Raw genomic sequence first — 16,913 nt, 5'->3', positions numbered from 1 at the left:
GTTCGATGCGGATCAATGCGCGGCGCGGGCGAGCGCGGTCGTCAACGCGCGGCGCGTCATCTCGCCGGCCATCGCCGTCTTGTATTCGACGTCGCCGCGCAGATCCTCGACCGGATCGCACACGGCCATCGCCCGCCGCACGGCGTCGTCCAGATGCGCCGCATCGAGCGGCGCGCCGCGCAGCGCCGCTTCGGCGTCGGTCGCGCGCAGCGCCGCCTGCGCAACGTTGGTCAGTGCGATCCGCACGTCGCGCACGGTGTCGGCCTGCATCGTCAGCACGACCGCGCACGCCGCCGTCGCGAAATCGCCGGTCTTGCGCTTGAGCTTCGCATAGCAGTAGCCGGCGCCCGGCGCGGGCGTCGGGATACGGATCTCGGTCAGGATCTCGGACGGCGCCATCTGCGTCGCGTAAGTGCCGAGGAAGAAGCCGTCGGCCGGCACGACGCGCTCGCCGTGCGGGCCGACCAGCACGAACGACGCGTCGAGCGCGATCATCAGCGCCGGATGGTCGTTGCCGGGATCGGCATGCGAGATGTCGCCGCCGAGCGTGCCGCGATAGCGCACCTGCGGATCGGAGATCAGCCGCGCGCCTTCGACGAGCAGCGGGCACGCGCGCTGCAACAGCGGCGACCAGATCAGCTCGTTCTCGGTGGTCATCGCGCCGATGCGGATCTCGTCGCCGGCCTCGCGGATGCCCTTCAGCTCGGCGAGCCGCCCGAGATCGATCAGATGATCGGGCGCCGCGAAGCGCAGCTTCATCATCGGCAGCAGGCTGTGGCCGCCCGCGAGCAGCTTCGCGCCGTCGCCGTACTGATCCAGCAGCGACAGCGCTTCGGGCAGGCTCGTGGGGGCGTGATACTCGAATGGACGGGGGATCACGATCGTCGTCTCCGCGATAGGTCTGACTTCACCGGTTCAGCATTTCACAACACGGTGCAGCATTTCAACGCGAGTTCGCCAACGGTCGATTGCCTGCCTGAATTGCGGCAACGGCACGTGAACGACGGGCATGCCGCGCGACTGGCGGCGCGCCGGCCGCGTGCCGTCAGAACGTCATCCCGACGCCGATGCCGAACACCCACGGATCGAGCTTCAGCGTGCCGAGCGGCTGCCCGTCGAGCGTCGCATCGGTGCGCATGTAGATCTTCTTGATGTCCGCGTTGACGAACAGCTTCTTCGTCACCTGCACGTCGACGCCCGCCTGGAACGCGGGGCCGAAGCTGTGATTCGTGATGCCGACGTGCTGCCCGCCCGCCTGCAGCGAGCTGTTGTAGAACAGCGTGTAATTCAGGCCCGCGCCGACGTAGGGCCGGATGCGGCCCTGCGGATTGAAGTGCCACTGGAGCGTGAGCGTGGGCGGCAGAATGCCGACACGGCCGAGCGTGCCGAGATTCGACGTGACCGTGTTGCGCGTCGTGCCGAGGATCAGCTCGAGGCCGAGATTCGCGGTCGCCATCCACGTGAAATCGAGTTCCGGCACGATCGAATTGTTCGCGCCGACGCCGAGCGCGGACAACGTGTTCGACGCGGACGTATCGGGCTGGATGCTCAGCAGCCGGACGCGGGCCAGGATGTCGCCCTGGTCCGCCGCGGCCGGTACAGGCGCCGCCGCGGCCAGCACCGCCGCCGCGCCGCAGGCTGCACGCAGGTTGCGCGTCATGATCGTCTCCTTTTTCTTGTTTTGCTTCGTCGTGCCGCCGGCTGCTCGCCCGGGGATACGCTGGCGCCGCGCCGGCAACGCGAAGATTCCACCGCGCGGCGCCGCAATTCAAACGCGATTTCGCGGAATGCGGGTTTGCCTGCATGAACGGCGTGGAAACTTGCGTGAATACCGGAAACGGAATACAACCTAGAAGACATTACCCGGCAGCGGCGTGCGTGCCGCACGGACAGGAGACTCCGAATGGACCCGCTGGAGCGCGCTTCGGCATCCGCTCAACCGGCCCCGGCGCCGCCCCATCACGAGACGTTCCAGCACAAGCTCGAACAGTTCAATCCCGGGATGGTCTGGCTCGATGCCGACGGACATGTCACCGCGTTCAACGACGTCGCGATGCAGATCCTCGGGCCCGCGGCCGAGCAATCGCTCGGCGTCGCGCCGGACGCGCTGCTCGGCATCGACGTGCTGCAACTGCATCCCGAGAAGAGCCGCGACAAGCTGCGGTTCCTGCTGCATTCGCAGGACGCGGGCGGCTGCCCGGTGAAGTCGCCGCCGCCGCTCGCGATGATGATCAACATTCCCGACCGGATCCTGATGATCAAGGTGTCGAAGATGTCGAACCGCAACGGCGTGTGCGGCACCTGCATGATCTTCTACGACGTCACGGACATCACGACGGAACCCGCGCAGCGTACGCCGGAAGCGCAGCATCAGGCGCCGCGCCGCCTGTTCAAGATTCCGGTGTACCGGCGCAATCGCGTGATCCTGATCGACCTGAAGGACATCGTCCGCTTCCAGGGCGACGGACACTACACGACGATCGTCACACGGGACGACCGCTACCTGTCGAACCTGTCGCTCGCCGATCTCGAACTGCGGCTCGACAGCAGCATCTACCTGCGCGTGCATCGCAGCCATATCGTCAGCCTGCCGCATGCGGTCGAACTCGCGAAAACCGACGAAGGCGTCAGCCTCGTGATGGGCGACGAGGAGCGCACGACGGTGCCCGTCAGCCGGGCCAGGGCCGCGCAGTTGAAGGAACTGCTGGGCGTCGTTTAGAAAAAACAATCGCGCCGACGCCGCCATTCTCTTTTTCTATTTCACCGCGAACCGGATCGGCCGACGCGTGCGATGGGTTCGACGGCACGCGCTGCCGCCGTCGGGCCGACCGGCCGGCGTCCTGCCCCGCGCCCGCGTACGCCCCGTGCGGGAACACGCGATAATGGCCACGAACAACCTGCACTCGCGCATGAAAAACAACGTTCTGAAGACCGCCCTCTGCGGCGCGCTACTCGCCCTCGCGGCCACCGGTGCCGTGTCGGCCAAGACCCTCGACAACGCGCTCGACTGCCATTCGGACGGCCACAAGTTCGTCGCACCGCTGCTCGAGGCCGGCGACATCCAGTCGGCGCCGATGCACGTCGAAGCGAATTCGGTGAACGCGTTCCGCACGAACCGCCCGCTGACCGCGTACGGCTTCGGCGTGTACGTCGTGCTCGGCTATCAGGCGAACGATCCGATCTTCCAGCCGGGCGACGGCACGCCGATCGGCGAGTGGGCGTACGGCGTCGTGGTACGCGGTACGAAAAGCGCGGTGGAACAGGCCGTGCGCAAGGCCGGCAGCGACGCGACCGTCAAGCAGGCGTTTCCGTTCCTGACCGCGATCGTGTGCTCGGACTGAACGCGTCGCAACGCATGCAGGACCGTGGCAGCGCGCATCGGCGTGCGCCACCGCCACGACCGCCTCACCGCCCCATCACGCGCCCGTATAGACGACGCGATACGGAATACCGACCTTCTCCCATTCGGCCGCCTCCTGGCTGAGGCTGTAGTCGGTCAGCGGGTTCTGCTCGACCCATGCGCCCGGCAGCCGCACTTCATAGCCGCCCTTCTTCATCTGCGACACGGAAATATCCGGCAGCCCGGCATCGGTCCGGCGCCGGCACAGCAGCGCCGCGAGCCGCAGGCAGAACAGCAGCGGCCATTCGACCTCGCGCGCCTGCGACAGCTTGCCGAGCTTGCCCGCATGGCCGAGCACGAGCGCGGCGAGGCGCGCCTGGTCGGTACGCGAGAAACCCGGCATGTCCGCGTTGCTCGCGATATAGGCCGAATGCTTGTGATACGCACTGTGCGAAATCGACAGGCCGATCTCGTGCAACGCGGCGGCCCAGCCGAGGAACATCCGGCCTTCCTCACGCGCTTCGTCGTCGGATTCGTCGAGCTCGTTGTAGAAACGTCCCGCAAGCGCACCGATGCGCGCGGCCTGTGCACGATCGACACCATAGCGACGCGTGAAGCCCTCGACGGTCACCGCGCGCATGTCCTCGTGCTGGGTCCGGCCGAGCAGGTCGTACAGCACGCCCAGACGCAGCGCGCCGTCGGTGGTGTCGACATAGTCGACGCCCAGTTCCTCGAACACCGCGAGCATGATCGCGAGGCCGCCGGCGAGCACCGGCACGCGATCGGGCTTCAGCGCGATCAGCTTCAGCCGGTTCACGTTCTCGGACTTGATCAGCGCACGCTTCAGCCGTTCGAGGCCGCCGCGCGAAATGCCGTGCGTGATGCCCGGGTCGTTGAAGCCGTTCGCCTCGACGAGTTCGGCGAGCGCGCGCGCGGTACCGGACGAACCGATCGCCTGGTCCCAGCCCGCCTTCTTGTACTCGCTGGAAATGATCTGGATCTCGCGCTTCGCCGCGAGTTCGGCCTGCCGCATCGTGTATTCGTCGACGTTGCCGGCCGGGAAGAATGCACGGCTGTGACTTACGCAGCCGATATAGAGGCTCTCCATCACGATCGGCGTGTAGTGCGAGCCGATGATGAATTCGGTCGAGCCGCCGCCGATGTCGACGACGAGCCGCTTGCCGGCACTCGCCGGCACCGAATGCGCGGCGCCCGCATAGATCAGGCGCGCCTCTTCGCGGCCCGCGATCACTTCGATCGGAAAACCAAGCGCCGCTTCGGCCTCGCCGAGAAATTCGCCCGCGTTCTTCGCGACGCGCAGCGTGTTGGTCGCCACCGCGCGCACATGATCGGGATGAAAGTCGCGCAGGCGCTCGCCGAACCGCTTGAGTGCCTCCCAGCCACGCTCCTGCGATGCGCGATCGAGCATCTTGTCGCTCGACAGGCCCGCGGCCAGTCGCACGGGCTCACGCAGTGCATCGACGGGATAGATCTGGCTGCCCGCCGGGGTCTCCTCGATGCGCCCGACAATCAGCCGGAAGCTGTTCGAGCCGAGATCCACGGCAGCCAGCAAGTGGGGGGATGTAACCATCAGAAGGGGCTCCGTGCGCGTTCCCCCGCAGTCACCGGTCGGGCACCGCGGGGCGATCAATCAAAGGCGACATTTTAAGCGTGGAACGCTTGCCATTGCCACGCTTCACGGGCATGGACGCCTGTAGATTGTATATATTCGAAACATTTACGAGACAAAATGGTTCCAGCATAGAATTTCCCGATATAAATACGTCATTGTCATCTTCACGTCATCGTATCGTGAGAGTTTCCGAGCGTCCTTTCGAATCATCGCCCGAATCACCCCCTACTCTGCCGATGTCCGTCCGTTATCCACTTCTCAATCGTGAACTGGGCATCCTCGGTTTCAACGAGCGTGTGCTGGCCCAGGCGGCCGACCCGCAAATTCCGTTGCTCGAGCGCTTGCGTTTCATCTGCATCACGAGCAGCAACCTCGACGAATTCTTCGAAGTCCGGATGGCCGGCCTTCAGGAACAGATCCGCGACAACCCCGGCGCGCTGACGCCCGACGGCATGTCGTTACAGCACGCTTACGACCTCGTCGTCGAGCGCGCGCAGCGGCTGGTCCACCGTCAGTACACGATGCTGCACGAAACCGTGCTGCCCGCGCTCGAACAGGAAGGCATCTACTTCCATGCGACCGACACGTGGAACGACGCGCAGCTCGAATGGGCGCGCGCCTACTTCTTCGACGAGCTGCTGCCGGTGCTCACGCCGATCGGCCTCGATCCCGCCCACCCGTTCCCGCGCGTGCTGAACAAGAGCCTGAACTTCGTCGTCGAGCTCGAAGGCCGCGACGCGTTCGGCCGCCAGGCGGTCATGGGCATCGTGCAGGCGCCGCGCGCGCTGCCGCGCGTCGTGCGCATGCCGCAGGCGCTGTCGGGCTTCGAGCACGGCTTCGTGCTGCTCAGCTCGTTCATGCAGCGCTTCGTCGGCGAACTGTTCCCGCAACTCGTCGTGAAGAGCTGCAACCAGTTCCGCATCACGCGCAACAGCGAACTGTTCGTCGACGAGGACGAAATCACGAACCTGCGCGTCGCGCTGCAGGGCGAGCTGCCCGCGCGCCACCTCGGCAACGCCGTGCGGCTCGAAGTGTCGGCCGACACGCCGGCGCACATCGTCCGGCGCCTGCTCGAGGAAAGCCTGCTCGACGACAAGGACTGCTATCGCGTGACCGGTTCGGTGAACCTCGTGCGCCTGATGCAGATTCCCGATCTCGTCGACCGCCCCGACCTGAAGTTCGCGCCGTTCACCGCGTCGACTCCGCCCGCGATCACGAATGCGCCGACGATGTTCGACGCGATCGACAACGGCGACATCCTGCTGCATCACCCGTACGAGAGCTTCCAGCCGGTGCTCGAACTGCTGCAGCAGGCCGCGAAGGATCCGAGCGTCGTCGCGATCAAGCAGACGATCTACCGCACCGGCACCGATTCGCCGCTGATGGACGCGCTGATGGAAGCCGCGCGCAACGGCAAGGAAGTGACCGTCGTCGTCGAACTGCTCGCGCGCTTCGACGAGGAAACCAACATCAACTGGGCGTCGCAGCTCGAAGCCGTCGGCGCGCATGTCGTGTACGGCGTGGTCGGCCACAAGTGCCACGCGAAGATGATGCTGATCGTGCGGCGCGTCGTGCAGGGCGGCAAGGCATCGCTGCGCCGCTACGTGCACCTCGGCACCGGCAACTATCACCCGCGCACCGCCCGCCTCTACACCGACTTCGGGCTGATGACGGCCGACCAGAAGATCTGCGAGGACGTCCACCACGTGTTCCAGCAACTGACCGGGATCGGCGGCGAGCTCACGCTGCACGATCTGTGGCAGTCGCCGTTCACGCTGCATCCGCGCATCATCGAATCGATCCGCGCGGAGATCGACAATGCGCGCGCCGGCAAGCGCGCGCGCGTGGTCGCGAAAATGAACGCGCTGCTGGAGCCGTCGGTGATCGCCGCGCTGTACGAAGCGTCGCAGGCGGGCGTCAAGGTCGACCTGATCGTGCGCGGCGTGTGCGCGCTGAAGCCGGGCGTGCCGGGTTTGTCGGACAACATCACGGTGCGCTCGATCGTCGGCCGCTTCCTCGAACACCACCGCATCTACTATTTCCATGCGGGCGGCACCGAGGACGTCTATCTGTCGAGCGCCGACTGGATGGATCGCAACCTGTTCCGCCGCGTCGAAGTCGCGTTCCCGATTCGCGAGCGCAAGCTGAAGCGCCGCGTGATCGCCGAAGGCCTGTCGGTCTGCCTCGGCGACAACCAGTCGGCGTGGCTGATGCACAGCGACGGCCACTACCGCCGGCGCCGCGCGGGCAAGACGATCCGCAATGCGCAGCTCGGGCTGCTCGCGAAGTTCTGCTCGTAGGAAGGCAACGCATGCGGCGCGCGCGTTTGGGTTTTGGCGCGCCGCGCAGCCAATGAAAAAGGCACAGCCCGCGGGCTGTGCCTTTTTCATTTCAGATCGTGCGCGCGGTACAAGCGCGCACGACCCGCATCAAGCCGTCACACCATCACGCTTCGAACGCGGCCGGCCGGATCGCGATGATCCGCGCGGCCGGGAAGCGTGCGGTAAACGTGCTGCCGCGCCCTTCCTCGCTCTGCACGTACAGGTGCGAGTCGTGCCGCTGCAGCACGTGCTTGACGATGGCGAGGCCGAGGCCCGTGCCGCCCGTATCGCGCGAACGGCTGCGGTCGACGCGGTAGAAGCGCTCGGTGAGCCGCGGCAGGTCGGCGGCGGGAATGCCGAAGCCGCTGTCGGTGACGGAGAACACGCCCTGCGCGCCCTCGCGTCGCCACGTCACGCAGATCTTGCCGCCATCGGGCGTATAGCGGATCGCGTTGGTGACGAGATTCGCGAACGCACTGAATACTTCGGTCTGCGCACCCGTCACGCCGAGCGTCTCGTCGATCGTGAACGCGATCTCGTGATGCCCGTTCGACAGCGTCTGCGCATCTTCCTTCAGATGGTCGAACACGGCACGCATGTCGATCGCGCGATCGGTCGGCGGCTTGCTCTCGCCCTCGAGCTTCGCGAGCACCAGCAGGTCGGTCACGATGTGCCGCATCCGCGATGCCTGCTGCTCCATCATCTCGAGATAGCGCGCGCGATCTTCCTCGTTCAGCGGCAGTTCGCGCATCGTCTCGAGAAAGCCCGACAACACGGTAAGCGGCGTCTTCAGCTCGTGCGACACGTTCGCGACGAAGTCGCGGCGCATCGCGTCGGTACGCTCGAGCTCGGTGATGTCCTGCGTGAGCAGCAGCTTGCGGTTCTCGCCGTACGGAAACACCTGCACGGCCAGCACGTTCTGCCGCGAGTCGCCCATCCCGCGCATCACGAGCGTCTCGTCGTAATGCTGCGCGTTCAGGTAGCGGACGAAATCCGGATGACGCACCAGGTTCGTGATGTGCTGGCGCAGGTCGCGCTTCGCATCGAGGCCGAAGTGCACCTCGGCGATCGCATTGCACCATTCGATCTGGTCGTGGTCGTCGAGCATCGCGACGCCGTTCGGCGACGCCTGGATCGCCTGGATGAAGCGCGAATGCTGCTGCTCGACCTGTCGCACCTGTGCGTGCCACTGCTTCGCGAGCTTGTGCAGCCGGTAGTAGATTTCGCCCCAGATGCCCGGTGCGCTCGGCACCTCGCCATAGACGGGCGCATCGAGCAAACGCCACAGGCGTTGCGTATGGAAGGTACTGAAGAAGCTCTGTGCGACCAGCATCACGACCGCGAACCCGAGGGCCGCGATCGGGCCGGCGAACACGCCGACCAATACGCTGATCAGCACGAGCAGCACGAGCGACACCAGAAAGCGCGCCCAGATGATGTTCATGATTCAGCGCCCGAAAGAATGAACGGCACGCCGTGGCACACGGCATGTCCGGATACGTTACGCGTGCTTCGCGAGCCGGTAGCCGCTGCCGCGCACGGTCTCGATCATCGCATCGCAGCCGGCCGGTTTCAAGGCCGCGCGCAATCGTTTGATGTGGACGTCGACGGTGCGCTCTTCGACGAACACGTGATCGCCCCAGACCTGATCGAGCAGTTGCGTGCGGCTGTGCACGCGCTCCGGGTGCGTCATGAAAAAATGCAGCAGGCGGAATTCGGTCGGGCCGAGATCGAGCTTGATCTCGCTGCCGTCGCCATGCGCGGCCACACGATGCGTGGCCGGGTCGAGCCGCAGCCCGTTGATCGACACGACGTCCTCGGTCAGCTGCGGCGCACGGCGGCGCAGCACGGCCTTGATGCGCGCCATCAGTTCCTTCGGCGAGAACGGCTTGGTCACGTAGTCGTCCGCGCCGATTTCGAGGCCGAGCACCTTGTCCTGCTCGTCGCCGCGCGCGGTCAGCATGATGATCGGGATATGCTTGGTCCGTTCGTTGTTGCGCAGGTCGCGCGCAAACGCAATACCGGACTTGCCCGGCAGCATCCAGTCGAGCAGCACGAGATCGGGCAGCACATCGCTGATCAGGTTCTGCGCCTGCTCCGCGTTGTACGCGCGGATCGGGCAGTGACCGGCATGCTGGAGATTCACCGAGATCAGTTCGGAAATCGCGGGCTCATCTTCAACGACGAGAATGTTGCTGGGCATCGGCACCTCTTTTTTCCCTGTACGTAGACGCGTTAACTGTTGGCTTCGCGGTCGAGCGTGTCGCGCGGCTGGTGCCGCACGTCGGTGCCCTTCACGATGTAGATGATGAACTCGGCGATGTTCTTCGCATGGTCGCCGATCCGCTCGATCGCCTTCGCGATGAACAGGTATTCGAGACCGACCGAGATCGTGCGCGGATCTTCCTGCATGTACGACACGAGCTTGCGCACGAACGCACGGAATTCCTGGTCGATTTCCTTGTCGTCCTTGACGATCTGCGCGGCAGCCACCGTATCGAGGCGCGCGAACGCGTCGAGCGCGCGGCGCAGGATCGTCACGGCCATCTCGCCCGATATCTTGATCTCGGCGATGTTCACCGTGCGCGCGGCCGGTTCGTCGACCAGGCGACGCACGCGCTTCGCGATCTTCTCGGCCTCGTCGCCGGCGCGCTCGAGGTTCGTAATCGTTTTCGAAATCGACATCAGAAGACGCAGGTCACGCGCGGCAGGCTGTCTCCGCGCGATGATGTTGCCGCACTCCTGGTCGATATCGACTTCCATCGCGTTCAGCGTTTCCTCGGCCGCGATCACGCGCTCGGCCGCGTCGCGGTCGAACTCGTTCAGCGCATGCATCGCGCCGACGATCTGCGACTCGACGAGTCCGCCCATTTCCAGCACTTGCGACGACACGGCATTGAGATCCGCGTCGAACTGGCTCGACAGATGTTTATCCGACATGGTTGTTGTTCTCCGTCATCAGCCGAAGCGGCCGGTGATGTAGTCTTCCGTTTCCTTGCGCACCGGCTTGATGAAGATCTTTTCGGTTTCGCCGAATTCGATCAGCTCGCCCAGGTACATGTAGGCCGTGAAGTCCGAGCAGCGTGCGGCCTGCTGCATGTTGTGCGTGACGATCACGACCGTGTAGTCGCTCTTCAGCTCCGCGATCAGCTCTTCGATGCGGCCCGTCGAGATCGGGTCGAGCGCCGAGCACGGCTCGTCGAGCAGCAGCACTTCCGGACGGATCGCGATGCCGCGCGCGATGCACAGACGCTGCTGCTGGCCGCCGGACAGGCCATAACCGCTCTGGTTCAGCTTGTCCTTCACTTCGTTCCACAGCGCGGCCTTCGTCAGCGCCCACTCGACGCGATCGTCCATCTCCGAGCGCGTGAGCTTTTCGAACATCTTCACACCGAACGCGATGTTGTCGTAGATCGACATCGGGAACGGGGTCGGCTTCTGGAACACCATGCCGATCCGCGCGCGCAGCAGCGAGATGTCGCGCTTGGTGGTCAGCAGGTTCTCGCCGTCCATCATGATTTCGCCTTCCGCGCGCTGCTCCGGATAAAGCGCATACATCTTGTTGAACGTGCGCAGCAGCGTCGACTTGCCGCAGCCCGACGGGCCGATGAACGCCGTCACCTTCCCTTCGGGAATGCGCAGGTTGATGTTCTTCAGCGCGTGGAACTTGTTGTAGAAGAAGTTGAGGTTGTTGACCTCGATCTTCGCGTTCAGCGGCGCCAGCGGACGGCCATGCGTCGCGTCTTGCGTGCCGGCGGGCGCTGCGGCGCGCTCGACGGGATTCAGGTGGCTTTCTGCCATATTCATCGGATTGCTCCGCCGTTACTTTTTCGAGAAGATCGAGCGCGCCAGGACGTTGAGTCCGAGCACCCCGAGCGTAATCAGGAACACGCCCGCCCACGCGAGCGACTGCCATTCCGCGAACGGGCTCATCGCGAACTTGTAGATCGTGACGGGCAGGTTGGCCATCGGCTGGCTCATGTCCCACGAGAAGAACTGGTTCGACAGTGCCGTGAACAGCAGCGGCGCCGTTTCGCCGGCGATCCGCGCGATCGCGAGCAGCACGCCCGTCACGATCCCGCCGACCGACGCGCGCAGCGTGATCTTCAGCACCATGCGCCACTTCGGCGTACCGAGCGCGACGGCCGCTTCGCGCAGCGCGTTCGGCACGAGCTTCAGCATGTTCTCGGTCGTGCGGATCACGATCGGAATCTGCAGCAGCGCGAGCGCGATGACGCCGGCCCAGCCCGAGAAGCGGCCGGACTTCGCGACCACGATCGCGTACACGAACAGGCCGATGACGATCGACGGCGCCGACAGCAGGATGTCGTTGATGAAGCGGATCGTGCTCGCCAGCAGGTTCTTCTGGCCGTACTCGGCAAGATAGACGCCCGCGAGGATGCCGATCGGCGTGCCGATCAGCGTGCCGAAACCGCACAGCAGCAAGCTGCCGACGATCGCGTTCGCGAGACCGCCGCCTTCCGTGTTCGGTGCCGGCGTCGATTCGGTGAACAGTTGCAGCGTCAGGCCACCGATACCGAGGTGCACGGTCGTGTACAGGATCCACACGAGCCACAGCAGGCCGAAGGCCATCGCACCGAGCGACGCGGTGAGCGCGATCGCGTTGGTCACCTTGCGCTTGCGCTGCAGGCGGCTGCGCATCGCGTCGAGCACGGCGCCGTCCGGCCCCGGGAAATTCATGATGGGCTCGCTCATTTCTTGCCCTCTCCCTTCTCGAGACGAAGCAGCAGCAGTTTGGAGATGGACAGCACGATGAACGTGATCACGAACAGGATCAGGCCCAGTTCCATCAGGGCGGACGTATGCAGGCCCGGCTCCGCTTCCGCGAATTCGTTCGCGAGCGCCGACGTGATGCTGTTGCCCGATGCGAACAGCGACACGCTGTCGAGCAGGTTCGTATTGCCGATCACGAACGTCACGGCCATCGTTTCGCCGAGTGCGCGGCCGAGGCCGAGCATCACGCCGCCGATCACGCCGGTCTTCGTATAGGGCAGCACGACTTTCCACATGACTTCCCACGTCGTGCAGCCGATCCCGTATGCCGACTCCTTCAGCAGCACGGGCGTGACTTCGAACACGTCGCGCATCACCGACGCGATGTACGGGATGATCATGATCGCGAGGATCACGCCGGCCGCGAGAATGCCGATGCCGATCGGCGGGCCTGCCGTCAGCGGGCCGAGCACCCACACGTCCTTGAAGAGATGGCCGATCGGCTTCTGGAAGTATTCGGCGAAGATCGGGGCGAACACGAGCAGGCCCCACATGCCGTACACGATCGACGGAATCGCGGCGAGCAGCTCGATCGCGATGCCGAGCGGGCGGCGCAGCCACACGGGGGACAGCTCGGTGAGGAACAGCGCGACGCCGAAACTGACCGGCACCGCGATGACGAGCGCAATCAGCGACGTCACGATCGTGCCGTAGATCGGCACGAGTGCGCCATAGACATCCGAGTTCGGATCCCACTCGGATTGCCACAGGAAGCCGAGGCCGAACTTCTCGATGGTCGGCAGCGACGCAATGATCAGGGAAATGATGATCCCGCCCAGCAGCAGCAGGGTCACGATCGCGGCCAGCCGTGCGAGGCCGCCGAAGACAACGTCGCCGAGACGGCTCGGCGCGCGTTGCGACGCGGCGTCGGCGGACCGGGAAGACGTATAGGAAATTTCAGACATGGGCGCCTGTTCTGGATCGCCGGGCGCCGTGACGCCCGGCCTTACCGCACACGCTGCCCGGCCGGCACGGCCGGGCAGCGAACCGCTGTATTGCTTACTCCGCGGCGACCGGCTTGCCCGATTCGTCCGTGACCTTCACCTTCCACTGCTTGCGGATCTCGGCCGTGACGGCCGGCGGCAGCGAGATGTAGTCGAGGCTGTCAGCCGCCTTCTCGCCGTTCTTGAACGCCCAGTCGAAGAACTTCAGCGTTTCGGCGCCCTGGCCCGGCTTGTCCTGCTTCGCGTGCAGCAGCACGAACGTCGCGCCGACGACCGGCCATGCGTCCTTGCCCGGCTCGTCCGTCAGGATCTGGTAGAACGACTTCGACCAGTTCGCGCCGGCAGCCGCTGCCTTGAACGTTTCGGTCTTCGGCTCGACGACGGCACCCGACGTGTTCTTCAGCGCCGTGTACGTCATGTTGTTCTTCTTCGCGTACGCCCATTCGACGTAGCCGATCGCGCCCGGCAGGCGCTGCACGAAGGCCGCGACGCCGTCGTTGCCCTTGCCGCCCGTACCCGTCGGCCAGTTGACCGTCGTGCCTTCGCCGATCTTCGACTTCCAGTCGCCGTTGACCTTCGACAGGTAGTTCGTCCAGATGAAGCTCGTGCCCGAGCCGTCAGCACGGCGAACGACCGCGATGTCCGTATCCGGCAGCTTGACCTTCGGGTTCAGCGCGACAATCGCCGGGTCGTTCCACTTCTTGATCTTGCCGAGATAGATGTCGCCGAGCACCGGGCCCGACAGCGTCAGTTCGCCGGCCTTCACGCCCGGCACGTTGACGACCGGCACCACGCCGCCGACCACCGTCGGGAACTGGAACAGGCCTTCCTTCGCGAGCTCGTCGTCCTTCAGCGGAGCGTCCGAACCGGCAAAATCGACCGTCTTGGCGTTGATCTGCTTCAGGCCGCCCGACGAACCGATACCTTGGTAGTTCACCTTCGCGCCGCCGGACTGCTGGTAGTCAGCAGCCCATTTCGTATAGATCGGCATCGCGAACGTGCTGCCTGCGCCCGTGATGTCGGCAGCTTGCGCGGCGACTGCGAAAAGCGCGCCAGCCAGGCCGGCAATCGCGGTTTGCATCAATTTCATGAGACCTCCAGTGTGTGAGCGGATGACTACGGCACCGCGAAGGTTAGGGGCTGCTCATGACGGTAATGTGACAATCGATGAAACTGGCGTGACAGTAACATGACCAGTTGAAAGGGTGTAGCGGGCGGTGCGCACGGGGCCGTGGCGGCCCCGCGTGGCGAGGATGGCGGCAAGAATTGCCGGGACGAAAGAGGCGCCCGGACACCCGCTGACGGCGTGCGCGAACGAATCGCCAGTGTAGCGAAAACGGAGCCAAAAAGCCCGCCGCCGAAGCACCGATACGACAGGGTCGAACGGCGCATTCCATCAGACGAAATCCGCGTCGAAGACGCCCTCCGACCGGATCGCAAACCTTTGCGACCAACGAAAATGCGGCACCCGAAGGCGCCGCATGTCGACGAACCAAGGGGCGATGCGCACACGGCCGGACCGTCGCGCGCCCCCCGCTGCGGGTCAGGCCGTCGCTTCGCGCACCGCGTCGGCAATCGCCTCCGCATGGCGGGTTGCGTCGGCCGCCTGCTGCGCTTCCACCATCACGCGCAGCACGGGTTCGGTGCCCGACGCGCGGATCAGCACGCGGCCGCGGCCCGCCAGCGCGCTTTCGGCCGCGTCGATCGCCGCGCGAATCGATGCGCTGCCCTTCCAGTCGGCGCCCGACTTCATCCGGACGTTGATCAGCTTCTGCGGAAACAGCGTGACGCCGTCGAGCATCTGCGCGAGCGTGCGGCCGCTGCGCTTGAGCGCGGCCAGCACGAGCAGCGCCGACACGATGCCGTCGCCGGTCGAATGCCGGTCGAGCGACAGAATATGGCCCGAGCCTTCCGCGCCGAGCTGCCAGCCGTGCTCGCGCAACTGCTCGAGCACGTAGCGGTCGCCGACCGCCGCGCGCACGAACTTCACGCCTTCGCGCTGCAACGCAACTTCGACCGCGAGGTTCGTCATCAGCGTGCCGACCGCGCCGTCGACCTTGCCGTCGGTCGCGATGCGGTCCTTCACGAGCACGTAGAGCAGCTCGTCGCCGTTGAACAGCCGGCCCGTCGAATCGACGACCTGCAGGCGGTCCGCATCGCCGTCGAGCGCGATGCCGAGGTCCGCGTGGTTCGCACGCACCGCGCGCACCAGCGCGTCGGGCGCCGTCGCGCCGACACCGTCGTTGATGTTGAAGCCGTTCGGCGCGACGCCGATCGGGATCACGTCCGCGCCGAGCTCGTGGAACACGTGCGGCGCGATCTGGTAGGCAGCGCCGTGCGCGCAGTCGATCACGAGCTTCAGGCCGCGCAGGTCGAACGCGGCCGGGAACGTGCTCTTGCAGAACTCGATATAGCGGCCGGCCGCGTCGTCGAGACGGCGTGCCTTGCCCAACCCGTCCGATGCCGCGCATTCGAGCGGCTTGTCGAGCCACGCTTCGATCGCGGCTTCGGTGTCGTCGGGCAGCTTGTTGCCGTCCGCGGAAAAGAACTTGATGCCGTTGTCGTGATACGGGTTGTGCGACGCGCTGATCACGACGCCGGCCGACAGGCGCAGCGCGCGCGTCAGGTACGCGACGCCCGGCGTCGGCATCGGGCCGGCCAGCATCACGTCGACGCCGGCGGCCGAAAAGCCGGCCTCGAGCGCGGCCTCGAGCATGTAGCCCGACACGCGCGTGTCCTTGCCGATCAGCACCGTCGGGCGCGCACCCGCCGCGACGTCGGCCGAGCCGGCCAGAACCTTGCCGGCCGCATAACCGAGGCGCAACACGAAATCGGGCGTGATGGGCGCCTCGCCCACCGTGCCGCGAATGCCGTCCGTGCCGAAATATCGACGTCCCATGGCGAACCTTCCTCCTTCGTCTTTCTGACTTTTATCGTTGCCGCGCGGCTTCGCGCACGGCGTTCCAGACCTTCAACGCATCGACCGTCGCGGCGACATCGTGCACGCGCACGATCGCCGCGCCCCGCCCGACCGCGCACAGTGCAGCCGCCACGCTCGCCGCGACGCGCTCCATCGGCGGCTTGCCGCCGATCACCGCGCCGAGCATCGACTTGCGCGACATGCCCGCGAGAATCGGATAAGCGCGCCCGTCGGGCCGCGCAGGCGCCGTGTCCGGCAATGCGGCCAGCAGCGCGTAGTTGTCGTCGACCACGGCCTTGCCGAATCCGAAGCCGGGATCGACGCAGATCCGCTCCGGCGCGACGCCCGCGTCGCGCAGCGCCTGCGCACGTTCGGCGAGAAAGTCGCGCACGTCGGTCACGACGTCGCCGTAGTCGGGCTCGCCGACCTGCATCGTCTGCGGCTCGCCGAGCATGTGCATCGCGCACAGCCCGCTGTTGCCTTCGCGCACCGCGTCGATCGCGCCCGGCTGGCGGAACCCCCAGATGTCGTTGATCAGGTCCGCGCCGGCGGCGAGCGCCGCGCGCATCACGGCCGGCTTGTAGGTGTCGATCGACAGCGGCACGTTCAACGGCCGCAGCGCTTTGACCAGCGGGATCACACGCGCGAGCTCCTCGTCGAGCGGCACCGGCGGCGCGCCGGGGCGCGTCGATTCGCCGCCGATATCGATCAGGTCGACCCCTTCGGCAATCATCCGCTCGGCCTGGCGCAGCGCGTCGTCGCGGGCAAGAAAGCGGCCGCCGTCGGAAAACGAATCGGGAGTCGCATTGAGGATGCCCATCACGAGCGGGCGTTCGAACGTCAACGAGAAGCGGCCGCACTGGAGCGGCGCGGGGATGCAGGCAGAAACAGCGGGATCGGACACGGGCGGGAGGCGTTGATGAATGCAAAACGGGCCGGTGTGAAGCCACACCAGCCCGTG

At 65.8% G+C, this 16,913-nt stretch carries 15 protein-coding genes; 3 read left to right on the top strand and 12 right to left on the bottom strand.

Annotation, left to right across the window (positions count from 1 at the left end):
- Nucleotides 1-12: 12 nt before the first annotated feature.
- The gene (locus DCN14_RS21080; RefSeq protein WP_096502728.1) at nucleotides 13-879 is read right to left on the bottom strand and encodes a xanthine dehydrogenase family protein subunit M; all 867 of its coding nucleotides are present in this window, start codon (nucleotides 877-879) and stop codon (nucleotides 13-15) included.
- Between the two features lie 166 nt (nucleotides 880-1,045).
- On the bottom strand, nucleotides 1,046-1,660 hold the full coding sequence (locus DCN14_RS21075) for an OmpW family outer membrane protein (protein WP_096502729.1): 615 nt from the start codon (nucleotides 1,658-1,660) through the stop codon (nucleotides 1,046-1,048).
- 243 nt (nucleotides 1,661-1,903) lie between these two features.
- On the opposite strand from DCN14_RS21075, the gene DCN14_RS21070 reads away from it, so the two are divergent.
- Together DCN14_RS21070 and DCN14_RS21065 are read left to right on the top strand one after the other, a co-directional pair.
- Nucleotides 1,904-2,719, top strand: a complete 816-nt coding sequence (locus tag DCN14_RS21070) for a LytTR family DNA-binding domain-containing protein (protein WP_096502731.1) — start codon at nucleotides 1,904-1,906, stop codon at nucleotides 2,717-2,719.
- Between the two features lie 190 nt (nucleotides 2,720-2,909).
- Nucleotides 2,910-3,341, top strand: coding sequence for a hypothetical protein (locus tag DCN14_RS21065; RefSeq protein ID WP_096502968.1), 432 nt, complete (start codon nucleotides 2,910-2,912; stop codon nucleotides 3,339-3,341).
- A 75-nt stretch (nucleotides 3,342-3,416) separates the two neighbouring features.
- Here DCN14_RS21065 and ppx read toward each other — a convergent pair whose 3' ends face one another.
- A complete protein-coding gene (ppx, locus tag DCN14_RS21060) occupies nucleotides 3,417-4,931 on the bottom strand; it encodes an exopolyphosphatase (RefSeq protein ID WP_096502733.1) in 1,515 nt (504 codons plus the stop codon).
- A gap of 278 nt (nucleotides 4,932-5,209) precedes the next feature.
- Here ppx and ppk1 point away from each other — a divergent pair, with 278 nt between their 5' ends.
- Nucleotides 5,210-7,273, top strand: coding sequence for a polyphosphate kinase 1 (gene ppk1 / locus DCN14_RS21055; protein ID WP_096502735.1), 2,064 nt, complete (start codon nucleotides 5,210-5,212; stop codon nucleotides 7,271-7,273).
- A gap of 145 nt (nucleotides 7,274-7,418) precedes the next feature.
- Here the strand turns inward: ppk1 and phoR are convergent, their stop codons facing one another.
- The 9 genes from phoR to folP all read right to left on the bottom strand — a co-directional run bounded on the left by phoR (nucleotide 7,419) and on the right by folP (nucleotide 16,904).
- Nucleotides 7,419-8,738: a phosphate regulon sensor histidine kinase PhoR gene (gene phoR, locus DCN14_RS21050; RefSeq protein ID WP_096502737.1), complete on the bottom strand. Its 1,320-nt coding sequence runs from the start codon at nucleotides 8,736-8,738 to the stop codon at nucleotides 7,419-7,421.
- A 57-nt stretch (nucleotides 8,739-8,795) separates the two neighbouring features.
- Entirely contained in the window at nucleotides 8,796-9,497 is a 702-nt protein-coding gene (gene phoB, locus DCN14_RS21045) for a phosphate regulon transcriptional regulator PhoB (RefSeq protein WP_006750313.1), read from the bottom strand.
- A 32-nt stretch (nucleotides 9,498-9,529) separates the two neighbouring features.
- Nucleotides 9,530-10,234 carry a phosphate signaling complex protein PhoU gene (gene phoU / locus DCN14_RS21040; RefSeq protein WP_096502740.1) on the bottom strand — a complete coding sequence of 235 codons (705 nt, stop codon included), beginning with the start codon at nucleotides 10,232-10,234 and terminating at the stop codon, nucleotides 9,530-9,532.
- Nucleotides 10,235-10,252: 18 nt separating this feature from the next.
- Entirely contained in the window at nucleotides 10,253-11,101 is an 849-nt protein-coding gene (gene pstB, locus DCN14_RS21035; protein WP_096502742.1) for a phosphate ABC transporter ATP-binding protein PstB, read from the bottom strand.
- A 15-nt stretch (nucleotides 11,102-11,116) separates the two neighbouring features.
- A complete protein-coding gene (gene pstA, locus DCN14_RS21030) occupies nucleotides 11,117-12,010 on the bottom strand; it encodes a phosphate ABC transporter permease PstA (RefSeq protein ID WP_096502744.1) in 894 nt (297 codons plus the stop codon).
- A complete protein-coding gene (gene pstC / locus DCN14_RS21025; RefSeq protein ID WP_096502746.1) occupies nucleotides 12,007-12,993 on the bottom strand; it encodes a phosphate ABC transporter permease PstC in 987 nt (328 codons plus the stop codon). Before pstC ends, pstA begins: the two co-directional genes overlap by 4 nt.
- A gap of 94 nt (nucleotides 12,994-13,087) precedes the next feature.
- On the bottom strand, nucleotides 13,088-14,122 hold the full coding sequence (gene pstS, locus DCN14_RS21020) for a phosphate ABC transporter substrate-binding protein PstS (protein WP_096502748.1): 1,035 nt from the start codon (nucleotides 14,120-14,122) through the stop codon (nucleotides 13,088-13,090).
- A gap of 453 nt (nucleotides 14,123-14,575) precedes the next feature.
- Nucleotides 14,576-15,931, bottom strand: coding sequence for a phosphoglucosamine mutase (gene glmM / locus DCN14_RS21010; protein WP_096502750.1), 1,356 nt, complete (start codon nucleotides 15,929-15,931; stop codon nucleotides 14,576-14,578).
- A gap of 31 nt (nucleotides 15,932-15,962) precedes the next feature.
- Nucleotides 15,963-16,904 (bottom strand): dihydropteroate synthase, encoded by a 942-nt coding sequence (folP, locus tag DCN14_RS21005; protein WP_096502752.1) that lies wholly within the window; start codon nucleotides 16,902-16,904, stop codon nucleotides 15,963-15,965.
- Between the last annotated feature and the right edge of the window lie 9 nt (nucleotides 16,905-16,913).

The sequence above is a fragment of the Burkholderia sp. IDO3 genome, assembly GCF_003366075.1.
GTDB lineage: Bacteria > Pseudomonadota > Gammaproteobacteria > Burkholderiales > Burkholderiaceae > Burkholderia > Burkholderia anthina.
This window is presented reverse-complemented; position numbering and strand designations above follow the sequence as displayed.